Origin of the sequence: Pseudomonas sp. AL03 (assembly GCF_029960815.1) — a bacterium.
Lineage (GTDB): Bacteria > Pseudomonadota > Gammaproteobacteria > Pseudomonadales > Pseudomonadaceae > Aquipseudomonas.
Genome location: NZ_JASBRE010000005.1, coordinates 25,029 through 51,135 on the forward strand (window position 1 = coordinate 25,029; position 26,107 = coordinate 51,135).

Consider the following 26,107-nt stretch of genomic DNA (forward strand, 5'->3'; position numbering starts at 1 on the left):
AACCGTTGGGTTTGCGAGGGTCAACTAACGTGTATCGGGAGTGATACGGTTTTTTTTAACCGTCGCAGTCTTGATTCGCGTGTGGATCGGTACTAGGCCATGATGGCCGTTGTGGCACGCCCTTCAAGGAAGAAAGGTTTAACCAAGTAAAGGAATTACCCGTGGATCTTAGATCCGTCATTGTTCCGATTTCGCGTACTTCCCCTCTTTTTTTCGCTGCTCGCCTCGGTATCGTCGGGGTGGTTGTCACCCTTGCCAGTCCCCAAGTGATGGCGTCCTGTTTACCGGGCAGCCCGGCGACGGGCGGGACGGTGACCTGTAGCGGTGTGCCGTCGCTGCCGCTGTTCCTCAACGACTTTTCCAGTGGGGTGAATGACCTGACCATCAACGTCGGGTCCGCCGCGCAACTGAACGCCACGCTGGGCGGGCAGGTGCTGAACCTCACGGGTAACAACATCACGCTGAACAACGCCGGGCTGATAGACCCTGCCTTGCTGGGCGCAGTGACTTTGCTGAGCGCGGGCGCGGTGATCGGCAATGCCGGCGCTTCGGTGGTCAACATCACCAACGCCTCGACGGGCATTATCCGCGGTACCGCCGACTTGCTCGGCGTGAACCTGGCCAGCCTGAACGGCATGGCGTTGAACATCAACAACAGCGCTGGCGGCAGCACCCACATCGTCAACAACGGCACCCTTGATTCGACTGCCTTGTTGAACGTGACGCTGTTCTCGGCCGACACCCCGATTGTGGCGGCACGTGGCGGCGCCCAGGTCAATGTGATCAACGCCGGCACAATAAACGGCCGGGTGGCTTTCGAATCGTCGGCCAGCGGCAATACGTTTATCAACTCCGGCACCCTCACCGGCAGCGTATCGATGGGCGACGGCAGCACCAACACCTTCACCGCGATTACCGGTTCGACCATTTCCACCGGCGGCGGCATTGGCCTGGCGCTGGGCGGGTTGATCAACGTCAACCTGACTTTTGCGCCGACGGGCCAGATTGATGGCGGGGCCGGGGGCATCAACTCGCTGATCCTGCAAAACCCGATCGGCATCGGCGGCGGCACCTCTGGCGCCGGCACGGTTTCCAGTCTCAATTACGTCAATTTCAACAACCTGACGGTCAACAGCGGTACCTGGACCCTGCAAGGTCCGTTGATCTCCGGCAGCACCACGCTCAATGGCGGTATCGCCCAGTTCAACAACAGCTCGACCTTCGGCAGCGGCGTGCTGACTTCCAATGGCGGCGGGTTGCAGGCCAGTAGCGGCGGTTTGTCGTTGAGCAACCTGATCACTCTGGGCGTCAGCGGTTTGCAGTTGCTCGGCACCAACGCCATCACCCTAGGCAACGTGGTGAGCGGCAGTGGCGGCATCACCAAAAACGGCACCGGCCAACTCATTCTCAACGGCGCCAACACCTATTTGGGCGGCACCACCCTCAATGACGGCTCGGTGCAACTGGGCAACAACCTGGCGTTCAGCACCGGCACGGTGACCGTGGACGGTTCGACCGTACTGCAGGCGCCGGGCACCATTACACTGAACAACGCCATTGTGCTCAACAGCGCCGTCGGCACTTCAGGTGTCGGGAACCTGACCCTGGCGGGGCTGATCAGTGGCGCGGGCGGTATTTCGAAAGACGGCAGCGGCACCCTGGCGCTGACCGGCAACAATGCCGGCTACACCGGCAGCACCGACCTGAACGCCGGCACCTTGAGCCTGGGCAACAGCAATGCCATCGGCAGCGGCGCGCTGAACGTCAACGCGGCGGCGAGCCTCAACACCACCACCGGCGTCACCCTGAACAACGCCATATCACTGAATGGCAGCCTGACCGTAGTGGGCAGCAACGCGCTGACCCTCAATGGCCTGATTTCCGGCTCCAGCGGCTTGATCAAGAATGGCCTGTCGACCCTGACCCTGGGCGGCAACAACAACTATCTCGGCCCGACCGCGCTAAATGCCGGCGCGCTGATTCTGGCGTCCAACACGGCGCTGGGAACCGGTGCGTTGAACACCGCAGCCGGCACGTCCCTCGACACTAGCGTTGCCGTTACTTTGGCTAACGCGGTCAACCTCGGCGCCGACCTCACCATTGGCGGCACCCAGGCGTTGAACCTGGCCGGCGTGGTCAATGGCGCGGGTGGGTTGATCAAGAATGGCAGCGCCGCGTTGACCCTTGGCGGCACCAACGGCTACGGCGGCGACACCGCACTGAACGCCGGCACGCTGATACTCGGCTCCAACTCCGCATTGGGCCTGGGCACCCTGAACACCGCCGCCGGTACCACACTAGATGCTAGCACCGGCGTTGCGGTGACCAACGCGGTGAACACCACCGGTAACCTGAACATCGGCGGTACCGCCAACCTGACCCTCAGCGGTGCGGTCGGCGGCAGCGGCGGCCTGACCAAAAACGGCACCGCCAACCTTACGCTCAACGGCGCCAATACCTTCCTCGGCGGCACCACCCTGAATGCGGGCGGCCTGACCGTCGGCAACGCCAGTGCCTTGAGCAGCGGCGCGCTGACTGTCGACGGCGCATCGACGCTGGACAGCAGCACCGGTGTCGCTATCGCCAATGACATTGCCGTGAACGCAGACCTGACGGTCGGCGGCACCAATACCCTGATCCTCGACGGCGTGCTCAGCGGCACCAGCCAGTTGATCAAGAACGGCGCGGCCGACCTGAGCCTCAACGGCATCAACACCTTCCAGGGCGGCGCCACGCTCAATGACGGCAGCATCACCGTCGGCAACACCAACGCGCTGGGCACCGGGGCCCTGACCGTGGGCGGCGCCAGCACGCTTACTGGCAGCTCGGCCCTGAGCCTGAGCAACGCAATCAACCTCAACGCCAACCTGACCACCGGCGGCGCCAGCGCGCTGACTCTCGACGGCATCATCGGCGGCGCGGGCGGGCTGATCAAGACTGGCGCGTCCAACCTGACCCTCACCGGCGCTAACACGTATGTGGGCACCACCGCTCTGAATGCCGGTTCACTGATCGTCGGGTCCAATACCGCGTTGGGCGCCGGCGCATTGAACGTTGCCGGTGGCACCACCCTTGATGCCAGCACCGCGACAACCCTGGCCAACGCGGTCAACCTGGGCGGCAACCTGACGCTCGGTGGCAGTAATGCGCTGATCCTTAATGGCGCCGTCAGCGGTATTGGCGGGCTGATCAAAAGCGGCGCGGCCGACCTGACCCTCAACCACGCCAACAACTACCTCGGCGCCACCGCGCTGAACAGCGGCAAGCTGATCGTCGGTGCCAGCGGTGCCTTGGGCAGCGGCGCGTTGGACGCGGCGGCCAACACCACGCTGGACAGCAACACCGCCGTCAGCCTCCTCAATCAGGTGAACCTGGCCGGTGCTTTGAACATCGGCGGCACGGCTGACCTGACCCTGACCGGGCTGGTCAACGGCGCCGGCAGTCTGGTGAAAAACGGCACGGCGAATCTAGTCCTCAACGGCGCCAACGGCTTCCTCGGCGGCACCACCCTGAACGCCGGCACCCTGACCGTCGGCAACGGCTCGGCACTGGGCTTGGGCAACCTGACCGTTGGCGGTGCGGCAACACTCGACAGCAACGCCCCGGTCAACCTGGGCAGCAACGTTGCACTGAGTGCCGACCTGACCGTCGGCGGCACCCAGGGCCTGACCTTGGGCGGCGTGATCAGCGGTACCAATCAGTTGATCAAGAATGGCGCGGCCAACCTGACTCTCAATGGCGTCAATACCTACCTGGGCGGCACCACCCTGAACGCCGGTACCCTGACGTTGGGCAGTGGCGGGGCGCTGGGCTCCGGCGCACTGACCGTGGCCGGTACTTCAACGCTGGACAACAGCGCCACCTTCACCCTGGCCAACGCCCTGACGCTGAATGCCGATCTGAGTGTGGCCGGCAACAACAATATGAACCTGGGCGGCGTCATCGACGGCGCGGGTGCGCTGAACAAAAACGGCCTGGCCGACCTGACCCTGAGCGGCAACAACACCTTCACCGGGGCCTTGAACATTTTATCCGGCAGCGTCACCGCCGCCAGCACCGGCGCATTGGGCAACTCCTCCGGCGCGACCATCAGCGCCGGCGCCAGCCTCAACCTGGGCAGCGATGCCAGCCTCGCAGGCCTTAGCGGCAGCGGTGGTGTACTGATCGGCTCGGGCAGCACCTTGTCGGTGGGCGGCGTCAGTACCACCAGCACCTTCGACGGTGGCCTGGCCGGCGCTGGCGGCTTGACCAAAGTCGGCACCGGCACCCTCAACCTCACCGGCATCAATGGCATCACCGGCGACACCCTGGTCAGCGGCGGCACCCTGGACCTCAGCGGTTCGCTGGGCAGTGCCAACGTTGGCGTCAGCAGTGGCGCGACCCTGACCGGCACCGGTTCGTTGTTGGGCGCATTGAGCGTGGCCAACGGTGGTCATCTGGACCTGATTAGCGGCAACACCTTGTCGGTCGGTTCGCTGGCCTTGGGCAGCACCTCCAATATGGACGTCGCCCTCGGCGCACCGTCCACCAATTCGCTGCTGAACATCGGCGGCAACCTGACCCTGGACGGCATACTCAACGTCACCGACGCCGGTGGTTTTGGTATCGGTGTGTATCGCTTGATCAACTACACCGGCAGCCTGCTGAACCTGGGTATGAACGTGGGCGCCATCCCGGTCGGCTTCAGCCTGGCGGACCTGGCGGTGCAAACGTCGGTCGGCAACCAGATCAACTTGCTGGTGACGGCGCCAAACCTGAACCTGCGTTTCTGGGACGGCAGCCAAACCTCGCCAAACGGTACGGTGGACGGCGGCACCGGGACCTGGAGTTCCGGCAGCACCAACTGGACCTCGGTCAATGGTTTGCTGAACCAGACCTGGGCCAGCGACTTCGCAATCTTTCAGGGCACGGCGGGTAACGTGACGGTGAACGGCACGCAGACCTTTAACGGCATGCAGTTCGTCACCGACGGCTACAACCTGTTGACCGGCGCGGCGGGGCAGTTGACTGCGGTGAACGGCACCGGCGGCAATACAGCGATCCGGGTTGATCCGGGCTCCACAGCGACCATCGGCGTCGGTATCGACGGCGTCGGCACCCTGGCCAAACTCGACAGCGGCACCCTGGTACTCAACGGCGCCAACAGTTATACCGGCGGCACCTTGCTTAATGGCGGCATGATAGTGGTTGGCAGCAACACGGCGCTGGGCAGCGGTCTTCTCACTACCGCTTCGGGCGTCACCCTTGACAGCAACAACGCCGTCACCCTCAGCAATACCGTCGATCTGGCCGGCAACTTGAACGTCGGTGGTTCGAATGCATTGACCCTCAACGGGGCAATCGGCGGTGTGGGCGGTTTGATCAAAGCCGGCGCGGCTAACCTGACCCTCGGTGGCAACAACAGCTTCCTCGGCCCGGTCGCGTTGAACGCTGGCGGGTTGATTCTGGCTTCCAATTCGGCGCTGGGCGCAGGTGCGCTGAATGCCGCCAACGGCACCACCCTCGACGCCGCCTCTGCGGTCACCGTCAACAACGTGGTCAACCTGGCCGGTAACCTCGCCGTCGCTGGCACCGCAGACCTGACCCTTAACGGTGCCGTCAACGGCGCGGGCAGCCTGAGCAAAAACGGCGCGGCCAACCTGACCCTGAATGGCTTCAACGGCTTTCTCGGCGGTGTCACCCTGAATGCCGGGACCCTGACGGTCGGTAATGCCTCGGGCCTTGGCCTGGGTAACCTGACAGTCGTTGGCGCCTCGACGCTGGATACCAACACGGCGCTGAACCTGGCCAATAACATCGGGCTGAACGCCAACCTCGCGGTGAGCGGCAGCAATGACCTGACCCTCGGCGGTGTGCTCAGCGGCACCGCTGGCCTGACCAAGAATGGCGCGGCCAACCTGATCCTCAACGGCGTCAACACCCAGGGTGACACCACCCTGAACGCCGGCACCCTGACCCTCGGCAACGCCGCAGCGCTGGGCACTGGGGCGTTGACCGTCGCTGGCGCTTCCACGCTGGATAACAGCGCGGCGTTGAGCGTGGCCAACAACCTCAACGTCAATGCTGCGTTGAATCTGGCCGGCACCCATAACCTGGCCTTGTCCGGTGTTGTTGCCGGTGTCGGGACCCTGACGAAAAATGGCGCGGCGGACCTGACCCTCAGCGGCACCAACACCTTCAGCGGCACCTTCAACGTACTGGGCGGCAGCTTGAGCACCACCATCGCCACGGCCTTGGGCAACAACGCCGGAGTCAATCTGGGGGCGGGAACCCACCTCAACCTCGGCGCTTCCTCCCGCCTCGCCAGCCTCACTGGCAGCGGTGCGGCGCTTATTGGTGCTGGCAACACGCTAAGCATCGGCGGCAACAATTCGAGCAGCACTTTTGACGGAGATCTCACCGGCAGCGGTTTGCTGGACAAACTCGGCAGCGGCACTTTCACCCTCACGGGCATCAATTCCCTGACCGGCGACACCCGCATCAACGGCGGCACCCTGAATGTCAGCGGTTCGCTGGACAGTGCCAACGTTGCGGTCAACAGCGGCGGCACCCTCGCCGGCAGCGGCCGCCTCAACGGCGCGGTGAATGTCACCGATGGCGGCCGCGTTGCACTGGCCACCGGCAGCACGTTGTCAGTGGGTTCACTGGCCTTGAGTGGCAACTCCAACCTTGACGTCGGGCTCGGTGTGCCGGTGTCCGGTGGCGGCAATGCGCTGATCAATGTCGGCGGCAACCTGACCCTCGACGGCACCTTGAACGTCAGCGACATCGGCGGCTTCGGCAGCGGCGTGTATCGCATCATCAACTACACCGGCGCCTTGACCGACAACGGTCTGGTGGTCGGCAGCGTGCCGGGCAGTGTAGTGCCGGGTGACCTGCAAGTGCAGACGGCCGTGGGCAGCCAAGTCAACCTGCTGGTCACCGCACCGAACACCACCGTGCAGTTCTGGGACGGCGCGCAACTGGTCGGCAACGGCGCGATTAATGGCGGCAGCGGCGCCTGGGGCAGCGGCACCACTAACTGGACCAATGTCGACGGTACCCTCAATCAGGCCTGGGCTTCCAGCTTTGCGGTGTTCCAGGGCACGGCGGGCAACGTCACTGTCAACGGTGCGCAAACCATCACCGGCATGCAGTTCGTCACTGACGGCTACACCCTGTTGAATGGTACGGCGGGCCAATTGACGCTGGCCAATGGCGCATTGGGCAACGCGACCGTTCGGGTCGATCCGAACGCCACTGCCACGATCGGCGTGGCCATCAACGGTGCCGGCACCCTCGGCAAATACGACACCGGCACCCTGGTGCTCAACGCGGCCAACGGCTACACCGGCGGCACGACGCTGAACGGCGGCAAACTGGTCGTGGGCCACAACGGCGCCCTGGGCAGCGGTGTATTGACCGCCGCCAACGGCACTGCGCTGGACAGCAACATCGCGGTCAGCCTCGCTAACGCGGTGGTGCTGAACGGCGGGATGCGCGTGGCGGGCTCCAACGCGCTGACCCTCGGCGGCGTCGTCAGCGGCGCCGGCAGCTTGATCAAAAATGGCGCTTCAAGCCTGACCCTCAATGGCAGCAACACTTACGCAGGCGGCACGCAGTTGAACGCCGGTTCGTTGATGCTTGGCAACAACAGCGCCATCGGTACCGGTGCGCTCGGCGTCGGTGGCAGTGCTCAACTGGACAGCGCAGCCGCCCTGCAATTGGCGAACGCCATCAACCTCGCTGGCCAGTTGAACCTGGTCGGCACCCAGGACACCACGCTCAGTGGCGTAATCGCCGGCATCGGCAGTCTGGTGAAAAACGGCAATGGTGTGCTGTTGCTCAGCGGCGCCAGTACCTACAGCGGCGGCACCACCCTCAACGGCGGCAGTACCCGCGGGAACACCAGCAGCCTGCAAGGCGCGATCCTCAACAACGCCGCACTGACCTTCGAGCAAACCAGCAACGGCAGCTACACCGGCAACCTCACCGGCAGCGGTACGCTGAGCAAAAACGGCGCGGGCGACTTGTTGTTGACCGGCACCAGCGGCTTCACGGGTAACACCAACGTCCAGGCCGGCTCGTTGCTAGTCAATGGCACCCTCGACAGTGCCAACGTGAACGTGGCGAGCGGGGCAAAGATCGGTGGTAGCGGTCAACTCGGCGGCGCGGTGCAACTGGCCAGCGGTGCGACCCTGATCGGTGGCAGCCGTGCAACGCCGCTGTCGGTCGGTTCCCTGGCGTTGTCTTCGGGTACTAACCTGGACTTCAGTCTCGGCTCGGCCAGCAGCTCGACCACTGTGGTCGACGTCGCCGGTAACCTGACTCTCGACGGTACGCTGAACATCAGCAATGCCGGCAGCTTCGGCACCGGTGTCTATCAACTGTTCCGCTACGGCGGCAGCCTGGCCGACAACGGCCTGGCCTATGGCACGTTGCCGGGTGGGGTGTCGGCAGCAAGCCTGACCCTGCAAACGGCGCTGGCCAATCAGGTCAACCTGCTGGTGCAAAGTGCCGCGGGTGAAGTGCAGTTCTGGAACGGTGGCAAAACCAATGCCGATGGCAGCATCGTTGGCGGCAGCGGCATATGGGGCCCGAGCACTAACTGGACTAACGCCAGCGGCACCGCGAGCCTGGGTTCGAACCGCCGGTTCGCGGTGTTTGGTGGGCGGGGCGGTACCGTCACCGTGCTTGGTAATCAGGGCTTCACCGGGTTGCAGGTCCTCGACAATGGTTACAGCCTGGTTCAAGGCCCGGGCGGCAGTCTGACGCCGATCAACGCGACCGATGGCAGCCTGGCCGCTGTGCGGATCAATGGCGGCGTCACCACGGAAATCTCCGCGCCTGTGGTGGGCAGCGGCGGGATCGAGAAGCTGGATTCCGGCATCCTGGTGCTGAGCGGTGCCAACACCTACAGCGGCGGCACGACGGTCAGTGGCGGTACGTTGGTCGGTAACACCACCAGCCTGCGGGGGCGTTTCCTGAACAAAGCGCGGATGTTGTTTGCGCAGAACACCAACGGTCGTTTCAACGGAGTACTCAGCGGCACCGGCAACGTGGTCAAACAAGGCGCCGGGGTCTTGCTGCTGACGGGGGATCAGCCGTTCAGTGGCACTGTTGAAGTGGAGCAAGGCGTGTTGCAGGTGGGCGATGCTGCGACGCCGAGTACTTTTGGTGGTCAGGTCACCGTGGCCAATGGCGCCGGGTTGAGTGGTAACGGCAGCGTCGGTTCGGTGGACAACCATGGTCTGGTGGTGTCTGGTGCAAGCCAGGGCAACCTGCGCATCGCCGGTAACTTCACCAACGAAGCGGAGGGTGTGTTGGCGCTGACACTCACGTCAGCAACCGTCACGCCACTGGTGGTGGGCGGCACGGCGACCCTCAATGGAAGCCTTGTAGTGAGCAACCTCGTGCCATTTACCGGTAACACCACTTATGCGTTGATTACGGCGGGCGGAGGCGTCAACGGCACGTTTAGCACCATCAATCTGCCGGACACAGCATTCCTCGACACCTCGCTGGTGTACAACGCCAACGGAGTCGACCTGGCCGTCAGCCGCAACCAGACATCCTTCGTTGATGTCGCGGCCACCGGTAACCAGCGCAGCACGGCCTCGGCCCTGACCCGCAATGGCGTCGCCGGTGCGGCGCTGCAGAACGAAATCGTCAACCTTAGTAGCGCCGGTGCCCGTGCTGCGTTCGACAGCTTGTCCGGGGAAATTCACGCCAGCACCGCCAGCGCGATACTTGAAGACTCGCGTTACATCCGTGACGCCGTCAACGACCGCATGCGCCAACCGTCCTGCAGTGGGCGGGATGATCCACGCCGGACCCTGGCCCCGAGCGAGAATCGCCTGACCAGCGGCGGTTGCCACGGCGAAATGGTCGGCTGGATGCGTGCACTTGGCGCCTGGGGCGAGATGGATGGCGACAGCAACAGCGCCAAGCTTGATCGCAACCTCAGTGGCTTCATGCTCGGCACCGACAAACAGATCGACGATCAATGGCGGGCGGGGATGGCCGCCGGTTACACCCGCAGCGATCTGGACGCGCAGGACCGACGTTCCGACGCCACGGTCGAGAGCTACCACCTGGCGGCGTATCTAAACTCGCAGTTCGATGCATTGGCCGTGCGCCTGGGTGCGGCTTACAGCTGGCACGATATCGAAAGCAAACGCGACGTCAGCGTCGGCGCCTATAACGATCGGTTGGAGGCCCATTACGACGCGCGTAGTGCACAAGTGTTCGGTGAAGTGGGATACACCGTCGAAGCGGCCGGCATTGCACTGGAACCGTTTGCCGGTCTGTCCTACGTCAACTACGACAGCGAGACCGCCCATGAAAAAGGTGGAGTGGGGCGCCTGAAGGCCGACGCCGAACAGGACATCACCTTCTCCACCCTCGGGCTACGCGCCGGCAAAGTCATCACCCTGGCCAACGGCGGGCAATTCACCCCCCGTGCCGCCCTCGGCTGGCGCCATGCTTTCGACGATACCGAACCGGACGCCGACCTGAGCTTCATCGATGGCGGCGCCTCGTTCAGCATCCAGGGTGTGCCGATTGCCAAGGACAGCGCACTGCTGGAAGCGGGCATCGACTTCCAGATCAGCCCGACCGGCAAACTCGGCCTCGGTTATTCGGGGCAGGTGTCGGGTAAAAACGAGGACCACGCAATGACGATCAGCTTCAGCCTTGGATTCTGATCGGCATTGAAGTGTTTTAGCCGCCCGTAAGGGCGGTGATCGTTCCCACGCTCTGCGCGGAGCGTGGGAACGATCAGTTGGCCCCTCAGAATGCTAGACTCGCTCGGATCGACCCCCACAAGGTGCCCCCATGAGCGAACCGATTCGTCTGACCCAGTACAGCCACGGCGCAGGTTGCGGCTGCAAGATTTCTCCCCAGGTGCTGGAGGTGATTCTGGCCGGCAGCGGGGCGCAGAACCTTGACCCGAATCTCTGGGTCGGCAACGCCTCGCGCGATGACGCAGCGGTGTATGCCATCGATGAAGAACGCGGCGTGGTATCGACCACCGACTTCTTCATGCCGATCGTCGACGACCCGTTCGATTTCGGCCGCATCGCCGCCACCAATGCCATCAGCGACATCTACGCCATGGGGGGCGATCCGTTGATGGCGATTGCGATCCTTGGCTGGCCGGTCAACGTACTGGCGCCGGAGATTGCCCGGGAGGTGATTCGCGGCGGGCGTTCGGTCTGCGATGAAGCGGGGATCCCGCTGGCCGGTGGGCATTCCATCGACGCACCGGAACCGATATTCGGCCTCGCCGTGACTGGTTTGGTGCAAAAGCGCCACATGAAACGCAACGACACCGCCACCGCCGGTAGCCTGCTCTACCTCACCAAACCGCTGGGCATCGGCATCCTCACCACCGCCGAAAAGAAGGGCAAGTTGCGCCATGCCGACATCGGCCTGGCCCGCGACTGGATGTGCACCCTGAACAAACCCGGCAGCCGCTTCGGCAAACTCGAGTGCGTCACCGCGATGACCGACGTCACCGGTTTTGGTCTGCTGGGGCATTTGGTGGAAATGGCCGACGGCAGCAACGTGACCGCTCGCATCGAGTACGACCGTGTGCCGCGTCTGCCGGGTGTCGAGTATTACCTCGACCAAGGCTGCGTGCCGGGCGGGACGCTGCGTAACTTCGACAGCTACGCCAGCAAGCTTGGACGTCTTCAGGAAATGCACAAACGCGTGCTCTGCGATCCGCAGACCAGCGGAGGCCTGCTGGTTGCGGTCACCCCCGAGGGCAATGAGCAATTCCTCAACGTGGCTGCCGAACTGGGCCTGACGCTTGAGCCGATCGGTGAGCTGATCGAGCGACAGACCAACGCGGTTGAGGTGTTTTGATGTCTATGGAATTCACCGATTACCGCGACATCTTCCTCAACGACCGGCCGATGATGGATGCCCGCGCGCCGGTCGAGTTTCTCAAAGGCTCATTCCCCGGCGTCATCAACCTGCCGCTGATGAATGACCTCGAGCGGCAACAGGTCGGCACTTGCTACAAGCAGCACGGTCAGCAAGCCGCCATCACGCTGGGGCACCAGTTGGTGTCCGGCGAGATAAAAACCGCTCGCATCCAGGCCTGGGCCGATTTTGCCCGGGCGCATCCTGATGGGTATTTGTATTGTTTTCGTGGTGGTTTGCGTTCGCAGATCGTTCAGCAATGGCTCAAGGACGAGGCGGGCATCGACTATCCGCGAGTCGCTGGCGGTTACAAGGCTATGCGCACCTTCTTGCTCGACACGGTCGATCAGGCGCTTGCCCAGTGTGATTTTGTCTTGCTGGGCGGCATGACCGGCACTGGCAAAACCGAAGTGCTCACGCAGTTGAGCAACGGGCTGGACCTTGAAGGTCACGCCAATCATCGCGGCTCCAGTTTCGGTAAACGCGCCACCGGCCAACCCTCCAACATCGATTTTGAGAACCACCTGGCGGTGGACGTGCTGAAGAAGCGCGCCCACGGCATCGAGCAGTTTGTGCTGGAAGACGAGAGCCGTATGGTCGGCAGTTGCGCCTTGTCGCTGCCACTGTTTCAGGGCATGCAACAGTTTCCGATGGTCTGGCTTGAAGACAGCCTGGAAGGGCGGGTCGAACGGATCCTGCGCGATTACGTGGTGGACTTGTGTGCCGAGTTCATCGGCGTGCATGGCGATGAAGGCTTTGCGCTGTTTTCCGAGCGCCTGCTGGAGAGCCTGAACAATGTGCAGAAACGTTTGGGCGGTGAACGCCATCGGCGGATGTTGATTTTGATGGAAGACGCGCTGGCGGCGCAGGCGAGCAGTGGGGCAGTGGACCTGCATCGGGGTTGGATTGAAGGGTTGCTTCGCGAGTATTACGACCCGATGTATGCGTTTCAGCGGGAGAAGAAGGGGGGGCGCATTGAGTTCGCCGGGGAGCGGGCTGCCGTGCTCGACTACCTGCGAGCGCGTAGCAGCCAGAGGGCTGAGGGTTAAGCAGCGCCGCCCCGATCAACCCGCTGCAGCCGACACTTACGTCGGGCAGGTCTCGCGCCCGTTATCCAGGCCTTGCTTGTAGGCGTGGCTCTGCACGCTGGCCTTGCCGTTGTGCCAGGTCAGGGTGAGCACGTACAGCGAGTCGTAGTCGCTGGACTCCCAGTCATCGGTGATGTTCTGTTTCTTGCCGACGGCTTCTCCAGCGACCTTGTTGATCAACTCGGGCAGGTAACCGTGGGACCAGGCGGTGTAGATGACCGAGTTGTGATACTTGTCGTGGAGCAATTCATCCGCCAGGTCGCTGGTGTCGTTGGCCGAGAAATTGATGTTCACCGGCAAGCCGAGCTTGATCGCGCTGGGGCTGATGGTCATCAGGGGGCGGATGTAGCTGTAGGAATTGTCCAGTTCGCCTTCCTCGACATTGCGTGTCGGGTTGGCGGCAAACACGTAGTTGGCCTTGCCGAATTTTTCCGGCAGCAAGGTGGCCAGGTCGATGGCGCGATTCAGACCCTGGCAGTTGAGCTGGCCGAGGCCACCTTCGGGTTTTTCCGCGTGACGCAGGAACACCAGCGTCTGGGTGCCGTCTGCCGGTTGAGCGCGGCTTTCGCTGGACTCAAGGAACAGGAACAGCGCGCTGGCCGCCAACAGGGAGGGCAGGACGACATACGCGCAATGTTTGAAGCGTTTGACGAGTTTCAAAGGGTTCATCATTTGAATAGGTGATCTTCAGCGCATTCGGTTAAGGCTGACAAACCTTTACACCGCGAGCTCCCAGCTTCGGGTGTTTTCCATGTCGTTGGGCCGGTCCGTTTCCGAAAGGGCAATCTTCAGAGTCCTCTGAAGCCCATTTGGTTCGATCCGAGCGAGTGCGCAGCACTGTAGCGGCAACCTTAGATGGGTTGGAGCAGGTTATCGATAAGATGTTGCGGATTTATGGACACAGTACACGTGAGGCGCCGCTGAAAGGCTGCAATCTTTTGATCTTGCTCATCAGCAATATTGATAACGCCAAAAGATCGCAGTCTACGGCAGCGCCTACATTATGATTAGCGTCTACTTTTCCGCGTGGATGCTCCCCATGACCGATTTGTCCGCATTCCCCATCACTCAAAAATGGCCCGCCCAGTACCCTGAGTGGATCCAGCTTTACTCCTTGCCAACACCCAACGGCGTCAAGGTGTCGATCATGCTCGAAGAGATCGGGCTGCCCTATGAACCGCATCGGGTGGGCTTCGATACCAATGATCAGATGTCCCCCGAATTTCTTTCGCTGAACCCCAACAACAAGATCCCGGCGATCCTCGACCCCCACGGTCCGGGAGACAAACCCCTGGCGTTGTTCGAGTCCGGGGCGATTCTGATCTACCTGGCCGACAAGAGCGGGCAATTGTTGGATCAGGAATCGGCAGCGCGTTACGAAACCATTCAGTGGCTGATGTTTCAGATGGGAGGCATCGGGCCGATGTTCGGTCAGCTCGGGTTTTTCAACAAATTTGCCGGCAAGGACTACGAGGACAAACGTCCGCGCGACCGCTACGTTGATGAAAGCAAACGCCTGCTCAACGTCCTCAACAACCGTCTGGAAGGTCGCGACTGGATCATGGGCGAGCGTTACACCATCGCGGACATCGCGACCTTCCCCTGGGTGCGCAACCTGATTGGCTTCTATGAGGCCGGCGAGCGGGTGGGCATCAAGGACTTCGCGAACGTCACGCGGGTGCTGGAGCGCTTTCTGGCGCGGCCGGCGGTGATGCGCGGGCTGGAATCCCCAAGTAAAACGCTTCGATTTGATCAAGACCAAGGCAGGCCATGCACTCATTCGATTTCAAGCAAGTAGATGTCTTCAGCCGCGTTGCACTCAAGGGCAATCCGCTGGCGGTAGTGTTCGGCGCCGATGAGCTCAGCGATGAGCGCATGGCGGCGTTTGCCAGCTGGACCAACCTCAGCGAAACCACATTCATACTCGAACCGCGCGACCCTCGTGCCGACTACCGGGTACGGATCTTCACCACGCTGAACGAATTGCCGTTCGCCGGTCATCCGACACTGGGTACCTGCCATGCCTGGCTCGAGGCCGGTGGCGTGCCCAAGGGCGAAGACATCATTCAGGAGTGCGGGGTGGGGCTGGTGCGGGTCCGTCGACAGGGCACGGAGCTGGCCTTTCTCGCGCCGCCTCTGATAAAAACCGGGCCGGTGGACGCCGACTTGATGGCGCGTTTGCGGTCAGGGCTCGGGCTGGAGCAGGGCGCGATAGTCAGGGCCCAGTGGGTCGATAACGGCGCCGGATGGTTGGCGGTAATGGTCGAGGATCGCCAGCAGGTGCTGAACCTGCAACCGGATCATTCGCAAATGCTCGGCCTGGCCGTTGGTGTCATCGCGCCCTGGCATCCCGAGCGCGATGGCGATGGCGCACAGTTCGAAGTGCGGGCGTTCATCTCTGGCGACGGCATGCCGGAAGACCCCGCCACCGGCAGCCTGAACGCCGGGATTGCCCAATGGCTGCTCAGCGAAGGACTGGCGCCTGCGTCCTATGTGGTCAGCCAGGGCCTGACGATGGGCCGTGCCGGGCGCATTCAGGTCGAGCAAGTGGGCGACGAGATCTGGATCGGCGGCGCGGTGGTGACCTGTATCAGCGGAACCTTGACGCTGTAGGAGGCATGTAGCAGCTGCCGAGCCTGCGAGGCTGCGTTCGGCTCGGTCCGCGCTCGGGCGAAGCGGTCGTGTCCGGTGAACGCGAACTGCCTGAAAGAACACGGTTGCAGGTTTTACGACCGCTTCGCCCGAGCGCGGACCGAGCCGAACGCAGCCTCGCAGGCTCGACAGCTGCTACAAGGCTCGTATCTCAGTGATTATTGCCGAACCGGTAAGGGCTTATTCCGCGCCTGAGGTTTGTGCCCTGCGCCTTGCAGGGCATAAGCTTTGTCCCCTACGACTTTCGTCTCGTCCTCCGTTTTTCAGGAACCCCTCATGTCCAGTCAGTTCCCCGAAGCACGTCCCCGCCGTCTGCGCCGCAATGCGAGCCTGCGCAGCCTGTTCCAGGAAACCGAGTTCAGCTTGAACGATCTGGTGCTGCCGATTTTCGTCGAGGAAGAAATCGACGACTTCGTCCCCATCAACAGCATGCCCGGGGTGATGCGTATTCCGGAGTCGAAATTGGCGGGTGAGATCGAGCGTTATGCCCGGGCCGGGATCAAGTCGGTGATGACGTTCGGCGTGTCGCACCATTTGGACGGCAACGGCAGCGACACCTGGAGCGACAACGGTCTGGTGTCGCGCATGTCGCGCATCGCCAAGGATGCAGTGCCGGACATGATCGTGATGTCCGACACCTGTTTCTGTGAGTACACCGACCACGGCCATTGCGGCGTGCTGCACCACCATGAAGTCGACAACGACCAGACCCTGATCAACCTCGGCAAACAAGCGGTAGCTGCGGCTCGTGCCGGCGCCGATGTGATCGCTCCGTCGGCAGCCATGGACGGGCAGGTTCAGGCCATTCGCCGGGCGCTCGATGAAGCGGGATTGAGCCAGACCGCGATCATGGCCTATTCGACCAAGTTTGCCTCGGCGCTCTACGGTCCGTTCCGTGAAGCTGGCGGCAGCGCGCTCAAGGGCGACCGTAAAAGCTATCAGATGAACCCGATGAACCGCCGTGAAGCCGTGCGCGAATCACTGATGGATGAGCAGGAAGGCGCCGACGCGCTGATGGTCAAACCGGCCGGCGCGTACCTGGACATCATCCGCGACATCCGTGAAGCCTCGCGTTTGCCGCTGTCGGCGTATCAGGTGAGCGGCGAGTACGCGATGATCAAATTCGCGGCGCAGGCCGGGGCGATCGATGAAGATCGCGTGGTGCGTGAGAGCCTTGGCGCGATCAAGCGGGCAGGGGCGGATCTGATCTTTACCTACTTTGCGATGGATCTCGCCCTGGCCGGGATCTGATCAAAACCAAAAGATCGCAGCCTGCGGCAGCTCACAGGAGTACTCAATTCCCTGTAGGAGCTGCCGCAGGCTGCGATCTTTTGATTCTCAACCGAAAAACGGCCGAATCCCGTGATCCCGGAAGTACCGCTCGATCACCTTGGGATCGGCAGAGTTGTCGGCGATCGCCACGTACGTATCCGGCCGCAACAGATAAAACCCGTTACGCCCCAGGCCAGCCGCTTCAAACGCCGGCCGCCAGTCAAACACATGCAACGGCAAATGATGTTCGTGGCACCAGGCGATCATTTCGTCGCTGGTGTCGCCATACACATGCACCTGCCAGGTCGGACACTTCAGTGATTCGAAATTGTCCCCCTCACCGTCGTGAGCCCAAGGCAGGCGGTCGCCACCGTGAACATGACCGGCAGCGCCCATGCTCAAAGGCATCCCGCGATAATTCAGGGTGATCTGCGACACCGTCCGAAACAGGAACTCGCGGGATGCCTCAAACGATGCCATTTTCGGAATCACGAACGGCGCCAGGCGCGTGCGCAGCAAATCGGCCATACGCCCTTCGGCCGTGACGAAACTGAACACCCGATCGGTGGTGGCGACCAGTTTGCGGGCAAACGCGATGCGTTCGGTTTCGTAAGTGTCGAGGAGTTTGGCCTCAGCGCCGCCGCTCAACACCGCCGCGAGTTTCCAGGCAAGGTTGATGGCATCGCCAATTCCGGTGTTCATGCCCTGACCACCGGCGGGGCTGTGGACGTGGGCGGCGTCACCCAAAAGAAACGCGCGCCCGGTGCGAAAATGATCCGCCACCCGATGATGCACGCGGTAGGTTGAGAACCAGTTCAGTTGCTCGATCTTTACTTTCATATGCTCGATGGCCCTGCTGCTGACGTCTTCAAACTGGAGGGTTTCGGCATGATCGGCGCGCTCGTCGCGTACGGTGCCGATCAGGCGGGCGCGGCCTTCACCGGCCAAGGGAAACACCGCGAGAAAATCCGCTTCATCGAGATCCACGTGCAGTTCGCCGTTGAACGTCGGCCCGCTGGCTTGCACGTCGGCGACGTAGAAAACCTGCTGGTAGGTGCCCCCCGGGAAACCGGTGTCCAGGGTCTTGCGCACAATCGATCGGGCACCGTCGCAACCTGCCAGATAACAGGCCTGACAGGTTTCCTGCTGACCATCGGGCAGGCGCAGATGGGCGGTGATGCCGTCGCCGGTTTCCTCGAAACTTTCCAGTTCGGTGTTGCGCTCCACCTTGATACCAAAGGCTTCGAGGCGGTCTATCAGCAGCCGTTCGTGCTCATCCTGAGGAAAGATTTCGAGAAACGCATAGGGCGTCAGGCCCTCGCCGATGCGGGTCAGCGGCAAGTGCGCTACGGGTTCGCCCTTGACCCAGAAGTTCGCCGCGCCCACTCGATGACCGTTCTGCACAATGGCAGTGCTGAGGTCGAGCTGGCGATACAGCTCCAGCGTCCGCGCCTGGACGGCCAGCGCCCGCGACGTGGTGCCGGGTGCCGACGTCTTGTCGATGATGCGCACTTGCACGCCAAGCTTGCTCAGCCACAACGCCAGCACCAACCCGGTCGGGCCGGCGCCGATGATCAGTACGTCGCTACGATTCATGAGCTGTCCTCCTCGGTGTGTGGCTCAAGTATGGTTCAGCCCAGGCGTGAGGTCAGGCAGGCTGCCCAACGGAACAGGGGGCGGCAGCCACAGTCATAGCCTGCGCCATGCCATTGATCGTATGGTTAACTCGGCTCAACGGATTTGATGGAGCAACATGCAAGCCAATCGATTGATGATGAGCGTCGCCGCGCTGCTGGTTCTGGCCGGTTGCGGCACTCAGCGAACGCAGGAACCACCGGCGCGCAAGCCCGCGGAGGTCAAGGCCGAGATCGTGCGCCTGCTGCCGGTCAAAGCCACTGATCGCCGAGGCTGGGCCACCGATATTTACGCAGCATTTGCTGTTCAAAACATTTATCCGTCCACCCAAAACCTGTGCGCGGTACTGGCGGTCACCGAGCAGGAGTCGACCTTTCAGGTTGATCCACCCGTGCCGGGCCTGGGCAAGATCGCCCGCGAAGAGATCGACCGCCGCGCCGCCAAAGCCCATATCCCCGGCCTGCTGGTGAGCGGTGCGCTGCAGGTGAGTTCATCCACCGGAAAGAGCTACAGCGACCGACTCAATGCGGCGCGCAGCGAAAAGGAGCTCAGCGCGATCTTCGATGATTTCATCGGCATGGTGCCGATGGGCCGGACGCTGTTCGGTGGCTTCAACCCGGTGCACACCGGTGGGCCGATGCAGGTCAGCATCGATTTCGCCGAGCAACAGGCGAAGGCGTATCCGTACCCGGTGAACGGTTCGATCCGGCATGAAGTGTTCAGTCGTCGCGGTGGCATGTATTTCGGTATCGCCCACTTGCTCGGTTATCCGGTGACCTACAAACAACCGCTGTATCGCTTCGCCGATTTTAATGCCGGTTGGTACGCCAGTCGCAATGCCGCGTTTCAGAACGCGGTGAGTCGCGCTTCGGGCATACCGCTGGCGCTGGATGGGGACCTGGTCCGCTACGATTCGATCATGCCTGGCACCACGGAATTGGCAGTGCGCACCCTCGGCAAGCAGCTGGGCATGCGCAATCCGACCATTCGCGATCAATTGGAGGAGGGCAAAAACGTCGAGTTCGAGGACACCCAGCTCTATGCGCGGGTTTTCGCCCTGGCCGAGCAGGCAGAAGGTCGGCCATTACCGCGTGCGGTGTTGCCAGGGATCGTGCTGCAAAGCCCGAAAATCACCCGCAAACTCACCACGGCGTGGTTCGCCAAACGGGTCGATGAACGTTATCAGCGCTGCATGGCGCGTGCGGGCAAGTGACCGACCGCAACAAACAAGCGTAAAAAAACCCGGCTGATGAGGACGGGTTTTTCATTGAGTACCGCGGTAAAACCATTCATTTATGCAGCGCCTATCAACAAGGCGCCAGTCGTGCTCAGGTGTTTGCCGCCGGAACCTGGGGCGGGGGGATCGCGGCACTTGGGTGATCGCCGTCAGATCACTTTCACCGCTCGACCGATGAACTGAATCGGCCCCGTAGGTTTGCCGGTCGGCGAGCCGTTGGGGTTTTCCAGGGTCAGCTCGAACAGCTGGTCGGGTTGCAGTGGCGGCAACTTGTCCAGCGGCACCGAGAGCATCTGCCCCGGTTTGACCAAGCCCAGGGACACCGGTCCTTGCCAGCCTTCAGCCTTGGTCCAGAACTCCAGTGCCTTGTCGGCCGGAACTTGCGCCACGCCCAGTGGGATCAACTGGATTTCCCTTGGATTGCTGGCCTGAATCACCCAACCCGGCGCTTTGTCCTGAGGGGCGACCAGTACCACCAGATAGGTCGGTTTGACCGTGGTTTGCGTCAACATCAAGGCGCCGAGCAACAAGGTCGCCGCCAGCCCCGCCCCCGCGAGCCCGCGCCACAGTGGCAGCAGGTTCCACCAGGATGACGACGCAACTGCCGCCCCTGCTGGTTGCCGGTTCAAGGCATGCACACTGCGCTCGATGCGTTGCCACAGGTGTGGGGAGGGTGCCAGGGGTTCGGCGAAGTCAGTCAGGTCGAGCAAGCGGCGTTCCCAGGTGTCGACCGCCGTGCGCAGTTCGACATCGTCGCGCAGGCGCTGTTGCACCTCGGTACGTCGCTGCGCCGGGAGCGTGCCCAGCACATATTCGCTGGCCAGCTCGTTGAGCTCTTCCGGGGTTTCATTCGCAGGTCTGGTGATCATCCCATGCACTCCCGCAATGCCGTCAGGCTCCGTTTGATCCAGGCTTTGACGGTGCCCAGCGGGGTGCCGAGTTTGTGTGATATTTCAGCGTGGGAAAAACCGTCGACGTAGGCGTGCAGAATGCAGCTGCGCCGCGCAGGTTCCAGTTGTTCCAGGCACAGATGAATGCGTGACGAGTGGACCTGAGCGTCGAAGGTTTCAGCGTTGTCCTGCATGTCGATCTCGCCCTGAACCTCGCGGCTGTTGTCACGGATGAAATTGAGCGCCAGATGCCGGGTCACGCTAAACATCCAGCCTCGCGCCGAACCCCGCGCCGGGTCGAACCGCGCGGCGCCGGCCCAGATCTTGAGGAACGCATCGTGGACAATATCCTCGGCCAGCGCAGTGTCGCGCACCAGGCGTTTGGCAACCCCCAGCAGGCGCGGACTTTCCTGCACATACAAATCCCGCAGGGCCTGACGGTCGCCGCGAGCGCAGGCGGCCAGATGGGCTTCGTAATCGAAAAGGGGTTGGGGCAAGGACACAGTGCTCAGCCGTCAAAGTGGGCAATAGCCCCGGACCAGAGGGCCGGGGCATGTGCAGAGCAGCGTAGACCAATTTCCCGCAGAACAGGTTTCAGTTGGCCGCCCAGAAAATATAGTCCGCCTGATACTTCACCGTTTCCTGCTTGCCCTTGTTGGCGGCCGTGCACTCGGTGTCTGGGGCCACGCCACCCTTGAGGGCTACGCGCTGGATGTAACTCACGCCGCTCATCGCGCCTTTGCCCTCGGCCGGGTTGGCCTTGACCAATTGGTAGGGGAGATTGCCCGGGCTCGACGGTGCGACGGCCAATTGGGTGCCGGTGACTTTCGAGCCATCTTTCGCCTGCCAGGTAGCGGGGGGGCCGAAGTAGGTGCCGACCTGTTTGCCGCTGCGATCGTTGAGCACCGCTTTAGGCCCGACAAAAACCCATTCGGTCTGGCCGGCTGCATTGGCCTTGTCACGGCATTCGTAGGTGATCTCGCCGACCCCGGTGGTTTCCATGGCGACCTTGTGCCCCTCCGGCACCTTGATGCTGTCGGGCAGACCCGTCTGGGCATAAGCTGCAGGTAGGGCAGCGAGTAAACCGGCAAGGCAAATCAGGTGTTTGGCGTTCATGAATTTCTCTCCGAAAATGAGTAACCCGCTCGGCAGCATCAGGGCTGCTACAGGTACTACCCATCGGAAAGCGAATTGGATGCAGTGGGTAAAAGAAATTTTCTAACATTGCCAGCGTCAGCTGCTACAAAGAGACAATCGCAAGGAGGTGTTTATGTACCAGCTCTACGGACACAAGAACTCTGGAGCTGCGGCGATAGAAGCCGCCCTTGAGCTCTGCGAGATTGCTTACCGTTTCATCGACGTTGAATCCTCTCCTGAAGCGACCCAGGCGCTGGAGAAACTCAATCCGCTCAAGCAGATTCCGACACTGCAATTGCCCGACGGCAGCGTTCTCACCGAGAGCGCGGCGATTCTGATTCATCTGGGGCTCACCTTTCCCGAGTCGAACCTGCTGCCGAAAAACGCCCCCGCGCGGGATCAGGCCATTCGCGGCCTGGTGTACATCGTCAGTAATTGCTATTCGGCGATTGGCATCATCGATTACCCGGAGCGCTGGTTGGCCGAGGCGGATGAATCGTCCAGGCAAAACCTCATGGCCGGCACCCGCGCGCGACTGCACTGGAGTTGGGAGGTGTTTGCCGATCAGTTTTCGGGCGATTTGTACCTGGGCGATGAAACGCCGGGGGCGCTGGATGTGCTGGCGGCGGTGGTTTCCAGGTGGGCGGGCAGTCGGGAGCATTTACGCAGTGCCCGCCCCGGGTTTTTCGCCTGGCTGGAACGCATCGACCGGCACCCGACATTGGCACCGGTCTTTGCGCGGCATTGGCCAGCCTGAAAAGGTCTGCTCTTATTCGCCGCGGATGTACTGTTCCAACTGACGAATCAGTTCAGCCTGTTCGGCGATGGCCTCCTTGACCAGGTCGCCGATCGACAGCAAGCCGATCAATGTGCCGTTTTCCACCACTGGCAAATGGCGCAGGCGTTTGTCGGACATGATGCCCATGCAGGTTTCGACGGTTTGATGGGTGTCCACGGTGATGACCGGCGAGACCATGATGTCTCCGACCGGCGTACCGACGGAGGAGCGGCCCTTGAGCACGAGTTTGCGCGCATAGTCGCGCTCGCTGATGATGCCGACGACCTCGCCATTCTTCACGACCGGCAATGCGCCGACGTTTTTCGCGGCCATGACCATCAGCGCTTCCAGCACCATTTGATGCGGCGCGATGGTGTGGACTTCATGATTCTGTTCAGCCTTTAACTTCAGCAGTTGGGCGACGGTTTTCATGGCGGTTTCTCAGGTGTTGTCGTTGTCCTTGAAGAATCGTAGACCCAGGCGCTGAGGGCAAGGGAGAAAGCGGCAGATAACACGCAAAAAACGCCATTCAGTGGTTTTTCTTCTGAAAACCTCACGTACCAGATCGATAAACGCCCGCAATTCGGCAGCAACTTCAAGAGCCACAGGCTGCCAAATCCTTAAGCCTCCACGCTATCCATCCCGATCCCGCGTAGAATCCCCTTCTGAATAAGATTCGAGGTTGCAGTGGTGGATTTACAGCAGGGCTTCGTCCTGACCCGGCATTGGCGCGATACCCCGGCCGGCACGGAAGTCGAGTTCTGGCTGGCGACCGATGCCGGTCCCCAGCGGATACGCCTGCCTCATCAACCGTCGGTGGCGTTTATCCCCGCAGTGCAACGGGAGCAGGCTGAAGCGCTGCTGCGCGGCGAAAAGAACGTCGAGCTGCGGCCGTTGGCGTTGCTGGATTTCGAGCACCGTCCGGTGCTTGGCTTGTATTGCCGGCAGCACCGTCAGCTGATGCGCCTGGAAACCGCGCTGCGCAAGGCCGGCGTCGACATGTTCGAAGCCGACGTACGTCCGCCGGAACGCTACATGATGGAGCGTTTTATCACCGCGCCGGTCCTGTTCAATGGCACGCCGAATACCGAGGGCCTGCTGCTCGATGCGCAGATGAAACCCGACCCCGATTACCGACCGAGCCTCAAGCTGGTCTCCCTGGACATCGAAACCACCGCTCAGGGCGAGTTGTACTCCATCGCCCTGGAAGGCTGTGGTGAGCGCCAGGTCTACATGCTCGGCCCGCCCAACGGTGATGACAGCGAGGTGGATTTCCAGCTCGAATACTGCGACTCCCGAACCCTGCTGCTGAAAAAACTCAACGAGTGGTTCGCCCGCCACGACCCCGACGCGATCATCGGCTGGAACGTTGTGCAGTTCGACCTGCGCGTACTCCATGAACACGCCCGGCGCCTGGCGGTGCCGCTGAAGCTGGGCCGTGGTGGCGAGGAAATGCAATGGCGCGAACACGGTAGCCGCAACCATTACTTCGCCTCGGCCGCCGGCCGGCTGATCATCGACGGCATCGAGTCCCTGCGCTCGGCGACCTGGAGTTTCCCCTCGTTCAGCCTGGAAAACGTCGCGCAAACCCTGCTCGGCGAGGGCAAGTCGATCGACAATCCGTACCAGCGCATGGACGAAATCAACCGCATGTTCGCCGAGGACAAACCGGCCCTGGCCAAGTACAACCTCAAGGACTGCGAGCTGGTGACGCGGATTTTCGCCAAGACCGAGCTGCTGACCTTCTTGTTGGAACGGGCTAGCGTCACCGGGTTGCCGGCTGATCGCAGCGGCGGCTCGGTGGCGGCGTTCACTCACCTTTACATGCCGCTGATGCACCGCCAGGGTTTCGTTGCGCCGAACCTCGGGAACAAGCCTGCGCAAGCCAGCCCCGGCGGTTTTGTCATGGACTCGCAACCGGGCCTGTACGAGTCGGTGCTGGTGCTCGACTACAAAAGCCTCTATCCATCGATCATCCGTACCTTCCTCATCGACCCGGTGGGCTTGATCGAGGGGCTTAAACATCCCGATGACAGCGAGTCGGTGCCGGGTTTTCGCGGTGCGCGATTTTCAAGAACCCGGCATTGCCTGCCCGCTATCGTTGCCCGGGTTGCTGAAGGTCGCGAAACCGCCAAGCGCGTACACAACGCGCCGCTGTCCCAGGCCCTGAAGATCATCATGAACGCCTTTTACGGCGTGCTCGGTTCCAGCGGTTGCCGCTTCTTCGATACACGCCTGGCGTCGTCCATTACCTTGCGCGGCCACGAGATCATGCTGCGTACCCGACAGCTGATCGAAGCCCAGGGCCACACGGTGATTTACGGCGACACTGACTCGACCTTCGTCTGGCTGCGCCGCGCGCACGGTCAGCAGGAAGCCGCACAGATTGGCCGCGCGCTGGTGGATCACGTCAACCAGTGGTGGCGCGAGCATGTGCAGCAGGAATACGGTCTGGACAGTGCGCTGGAGTTGCAGTTCGAAACCCACTACAAGCGCTTTCTGATGCCGACCATTCGTGGTGCCGAGGAGGGCAGCAAGAAGCGCTATGCGGGGCTTGTGACCCGCGCCGATGGCACCGATGAAATGATCTACAAAGGCCTGGAAACCGTGCGCACCGACTGGTCGCCGCTGGCCCGGCAGTTCCAGCAGGAGCTGTACCTGCGCATCTTCAATCGCAAACCCTATCAGGACTATGTACGCGACTACGTGCGCAAGACGTTGGCGGGAGAATTCGACGACCGCCTGATCTACCGCAAGCGCCTGCGCCGCACCCTCGATGACTATCAGCGCAACGTGCCGCCCCACGTGCGGGCCGCGCGGATTGCCGATGATTACAACGACCAGCAGGGTCGCCCGCGGCAATATCAGAACGGTGGCTGGATCAGTTACGTGATCACCGTCGCCGGGCCCGAACCGCTGGAAATTCGCAGCGCGCCCATCGACTACGACCACTACGTCACCCGGCAACTGCAACCGGTAGCGGACGCGATTCTGCCGTTCGTGGACGACGACTTTTCAACCTTGATTGGTGGGCAGTTGGGCCTGTTTTGAATCCAGCAGCAACAACGTCCAGTCATCCAGGATGCCGTGGAAATACCGGCCCAGTGCTTGATGAAAGTCGCTGTTAGCGCCGGCAACCTGGGCAAACAGCGTCATGGAAGAGTGAAACTTGAGATCGTCGGGGTGGCCGAAGATGGCGGCAATCGAGCTCTTTTCGATGTTCAGCACCAACTGAGTGCAGGTGCGCAATCGTGAACCCAGCAGCGGATGATTCAGGTACGCCGCCGCTTCCTCTTTGGAACGAATGGCAAAGTGGCGGGACATCTCGCTGCCGCCTAACCCTGCGAATTGCGGAAAGATGAACCACATCCAGTGGCTACGCTTGTGACCCTCCTTCAGCTCGGTCTGGACCCGTTTAAACACCGGGTCCTGGGCCAGGATAAAGCGTTGCAGATTAAAGGAATCGAGCTGATCGGTGCTTCTCATGCAGAAGCCCTCTGACAAAACC

General features: G+C 62.0%; 17 protein-coding genes. 9 read left to right on the forward strand and 8 right to left on the reverse strand.

Going from position 1 to position 26,107, the window contains the following annotated elements:
• The first annotated feature begins 269 nt into the window (after nucleotides 1-269).
• The 3 genes from QK293_RS06890 to mnmH all read left to right on the forward strand — a co-directional run bounded on the left by QK293_RS06890 (nucleotide 270) and on the right by mnmH (nucleotide 12,959).
• Nucleotides 270-10,685, forward strand: coding sequence for an autotransporter-associated beta strand repeat-containing protein (locus QK293_RS06890; protein WP_282376644.1), 10,416 nt, complete (start codon nucleotides 270-272; stop codon nucleotides 10,683-10,685).
• 130 nt (nucleotides 10,686-10,815) lie between these two features.
• Complete coding sequence (selD, locus tag QK293_RS06895) at nucleotides 10,816-11,850, forward strand: selenide, water dikinase SelD (RefSeq protein WP_282376404.1); 1,035 nt, start codon at nucleotides 10,816-10,818, stop codon at nucleotides 11,848-11,850.
• Nucleotides 11,850-12,959 carry a tRNA 2-selenouridine(34) synthase MnmH gene (mnmH, locus tag QK293_RS06900; RefSeq protein ID WP_282376405.1) on the forward strand — a complete coding sequence of 370 codons (1,110 nt, stop codon included), beginning with the start codon at nucleotides 11,850-11,852 and terminating at the stop codon, nucleotides 12,957-12,959. Before selD ends, mnmH begins: the two co-directional genes overlap by 1 nt.
• 36 nt (nucleotides 12,960-12,995) lie before the next feature.
• On the opposite strand, the gene QK293_RS06905 is transcribed toward mnmH, so the two are convergent.
• Entirely contained in the window at nucleotides 12,996-13,670 is a 675-nt protein-coding gene (locus QK293_RS06905; RefSeq protein WP_282376406.1) for a histidine phosphatase family protein, read from the reverse strand.
• 367 nt (nucleotides 13,671-14,037) lie between these two features.
• Here QK293_RS06905 and QK293_RS06910 point away from each other — a divergent pair, with 367 nt between their 5' ends.
• The 3 genes from QK293_RS06910 (at nucleotide 14,038) to hemB (ending at nucleotide 16,901) form a co-directional block, all read left to right on the forward strand.
• Nucleotides 14,038-14,796, forward strand: a complete 759-nt coding sequence (locus QK293_RS06910) for a glutathione binding-like protein (RefSeq protein WP_282376407.1) — start codon at nucleotides 14,038-14,040, stop codon at nucleotides 14,794-14,796.
• Nucleotides 14,769-15,611: a PhzF family phenazine biosynthesis protein gene (locus QK293_RS06915; RefSeq protein ID WP_282376408.1), complete on the forward strand. Its 843-nt coding sequence runs from the start codon at nucleotides 14,769-14,771 to the stop codon at nucleotides 15,609-15,611. Before QK293_RS06910 ends, QK293_RS06915 begins: the two co-directional genes overlap by 28 nt.
• Nucleotides 15,612-15,926: 315 nt before the next feature.
• Nucleotides 15,927-16,901 carry a porphobilinogen synthase gene (gene hemB, locus QK293_RS06920; protein ID WP_282376410.1) on the forward strand — a complete coding sequence of 325 codons (975 nt, stop codon included), beginning with the start codon at nucleotides 15,927-15,929 and terminating at the stop codon, nucleotides 16,899-16,901.
• An 87-nt stretch (nucleotides 16,902-16,988) separates the two neighbouring features.
• Here the strand turns inward: hemB and QK293_RS06925 are convergent, their stop codons facing one another.
• The gene (locus QK293_RS06925) at nucleotides 16,989-18,518 is read right to left on the reverse strand and encodes an FAD-dependent oxidoreductase (RefSeq protein WP_282376411.1); all 1,530 of its coding nucleotides are present in this window, start codon (nucleotides 18,516-18,518) and stop codon (nucleotides 16,989-16,991) included.
• A gap of 157 nt (nucleotides 18,519-18,675) precedes the next feature.
• Between QK293_RS06925 and QK293_RS06930 the strand changes: the two genes are divergently transcribed.
• A complete protein-coding gene (locus tag QK293_RS06930; RefSeq protein ID WP_282376412.1) occupies nucleotides 18,676-19,770 on the forward strand; it encodes a DUF1615 domain-containing protein in 1,095 nt (364 codons plus the stop codon).
• Between the two features lie 173 nt (nucleotides 19,771-19,943).
• Here QK293_RS06930 and QK293_RS06935 read toward each other — a convergent pair whose 3' ends face one another.
• The 3 genes from QK293_RS06935 to QK293_RS06945 all read right to left on the reverse strand — a co-directional run bounded on the left by QK293_RS06935 (nucleotide 19,944) and on the right by QK293_RS06945 (nucleotide 21,800).
• Nucleotides 19,944-20,663, reverse strand: coding sequence for an anti-sigma factor (locus tag QK293_RS06935; protein ID WP_282376413.1), 720 nt, complete (start codon nucleotides 20,661-20,663; stop codon nucleotides 19,944-19,946).
• The gene (locus QK293_RS06940) at nucleotides 20,660-21,187 is read right to left on the reverse strand and encodes a sigma-70 family RNA polymerase sigma factor (protein WP_282376414.1); all 528 of its coding nucleotides are present in this window, start codon (nucleotides 21,185-21,187) and stop codon (nucleotides 20,660-20,662) included. The genes QK293_RS06935 and QK293_RS06940 overlap by 4 nt, the downstream gene beginning before the upstream one ends.
• Nucleotides 21,188-21,278: 91 nt before the next feature.
• Nucleotides 21,279-21,800, reverse strand: coding sequence for a DUF3455 domain-containing protein (locus tag QK293_RS06945; protein ID WP_282376416.1), 522 nt, complete (start codon nucleotides 21,798-21,800; stop codon nucleotides 21,279-21,281).
• A gap of 154 nt (nucleotides 21,801-21,954) precedes the next feature.
• On the opposite strand from QK293_RS06945, the gene QK293_RS06950 reads away from it, so the two are divergent.
• Nucleotides 21,955-22,578, forward strand: coding sequence for a glutathione S-transferase N-terminal domain-containing protein (locus tag QK293_RS06950; RefSeq protein ID WP_282376417.1), 624 nt, complete (start codon nucleotides 21,955-21,957; stop codon nucleotides 22,576-22,578).
• A gap of 12 nt (nucleotides 22,579-22,590) precedes the next feature.
• Here the strand turns inward: QK293_RS06950 and QK293_RS06955 are convergent, their stop codons facing one another.
• Complete coding sequence (locus QK293_RS06955) at nucleotides 22,591-23,031, reverse strand: CBS domain-containing protein (protein ID WP_282376418.1); 441 nt, start codon at nucleotides 23,029-23,031, stop codon at nucleotides 22,591-22,593.
• A 9-nt stretch (nucleotides 23,032-23,040) separates the two neighbouring features.
• The gene (locus QK293_RS06960; RefSeq protein ID WP_282376419.1) at nucleotides 23,041-23,205 is read right to left on the reverse strand and encodes a hypothetical protein; all 165 of its coding nucleotides are present in this window, start codon (nucleotides 23,203-23,205) and stop codon (nucleotides 23,041-23,043) included.
• 84 nt (nucleotides 23,206-23,289) lie between these two features.
• On the opposite strand from QK293_RS06960, the gene QK293_RS06965 reads away from it, so the two are divergent.
• Nucleotides 23,290-25,650, forward strand: a complete 2,361-nt coding sequence (locus QK293_RS06965) for a DNA polymerase II (RefSeq protein WP_282376420.1) — start codon at nucleotides 23,290-23,292, stop codon at nucleotides 25,648-25,650.
• Here QK293_RS06965 and QK293_RS06970 read toward each other — a convergent pair.
• Complete coding sequence (locus tag QK293_RS06970) at nucleotides 25,615-26,085, reverse strand: DUF1810 domain-containing protein (protein WP_282376421.1); 471 nt, start codon at nucleotides 26,083-26,085, stop codon at nucleotides 25,615-25,617. The genes QK293_RS06965 and QK293_RS06970 overlap by 36 nt on opposite strands.
• Between the last annotated feature and the right edge of the window lie 22 nt (nucleotides 26,086-26,107).

What these genes read in the sequence shown, in the direction of transcription:
- QK293_RS06910 (WP_282376407.1), top strand. Translation starts at nt 14,038, where the DNA reads ATGACCGATTTGTCCGCATTCCCCATCACTCAAAAATGGCCCGCCCAG.
- mnmH (WP_282376405.1), top strand. Translation starts at nt 11,850, where the DNA reads ATGTCTATGGAATTCACCGATTACCGCGACATCTTCCTCAACGACCGG.
- hemB (WP_282376410.1), top strand. Translation starts at nt 15,927, where the DNA reads ATGTCCAGTCAGTTCCCCGAAGCACGTCCCCGCCGTCTGCGCCGCAAT.
- QK293_RS06970 (WP_282376421.1), bottom strand. Translation starts at nt 26,085, where the DNA reads ATGAGAAGCACCGATCAGCTCGATTCCTTTAATCTGCAACGCTTTATC.
- selD (WP_282376404.1), top strand. Translation starts at nt 10,816, where the DNA reads ATGAGCGAACCGATTCGTCTGACCCAGTACAGCCACGGCGCAGGTTGC.
- QK293_RS06925 (WP_282376411.1), bottom strand. Translation starts at nt 18,518, where the DNA reads ATGAATCGTAGCGACGTACTGATCATCGGCGCCGGCCCGACCGGGTTG.
- QK293_RS06890 (WP_282376644.1), top strand. Translation starts at nt 270, where the DNA reads ATGGCGTCCTGTTTACCGGGCAGCCCGGCGACGGGCGGGACGGTGACC.
- QK293_RS06930 (WP_282376412.1), top strand. Translation starts at nt 18,676, where the DNA reads ATGCAAGCCAATCGATTGATGATGAGCGTCGCCGCGCTGCTGGTTCTG.
- QK293_RS06905 (WP_282376406.1), bottom strand. Translation starts at nt 13,670, where the DNA reads ATGATGAACCCTTTGAAACTCGTCAAACGCTTCAAACATTGCGCGTAT.
- QK293_RS06955 (WP_282376418.1), bottom strand. Translation starts at nt 23,031, where the DNA reads ATGAAAACCGTCGCCCAACTGCTGAAGTTAAAGGCTGAACAGAATCAT.
- QK293_RS06945 (WP_282376416.1), bottom strand. Translation starts at nt 21,800, where the DNA reads ATGAACGCCAAACACCTGATTTGCCTTGCCGGTTTACTCGCTGCCCTA.
- QK293_RS06950 (WP_282376417.1), top strand. Translation starts at nt 21,955, where the DNA reads ATGTACCAGCTCTACGGACACAAGAACTCTGGAGCTGCGGCGATAGAA.
- QK293_RS06935 (WP_282376413.1), bottom strand. Translation starts at nt 20,663, where the DNA reads ATGATCACCAGACCTGCGAATGAAACCCCGGAAGAGCTCAACGAGCTG.
- QK293_RS06915 (WP_282376408.1), top strand. Translation starts at nt 14,769, where the DNA reads ATGCACTCATTCGATTTCAAGCAAGTAGATGTCTTCAGCCGCGTTGCA.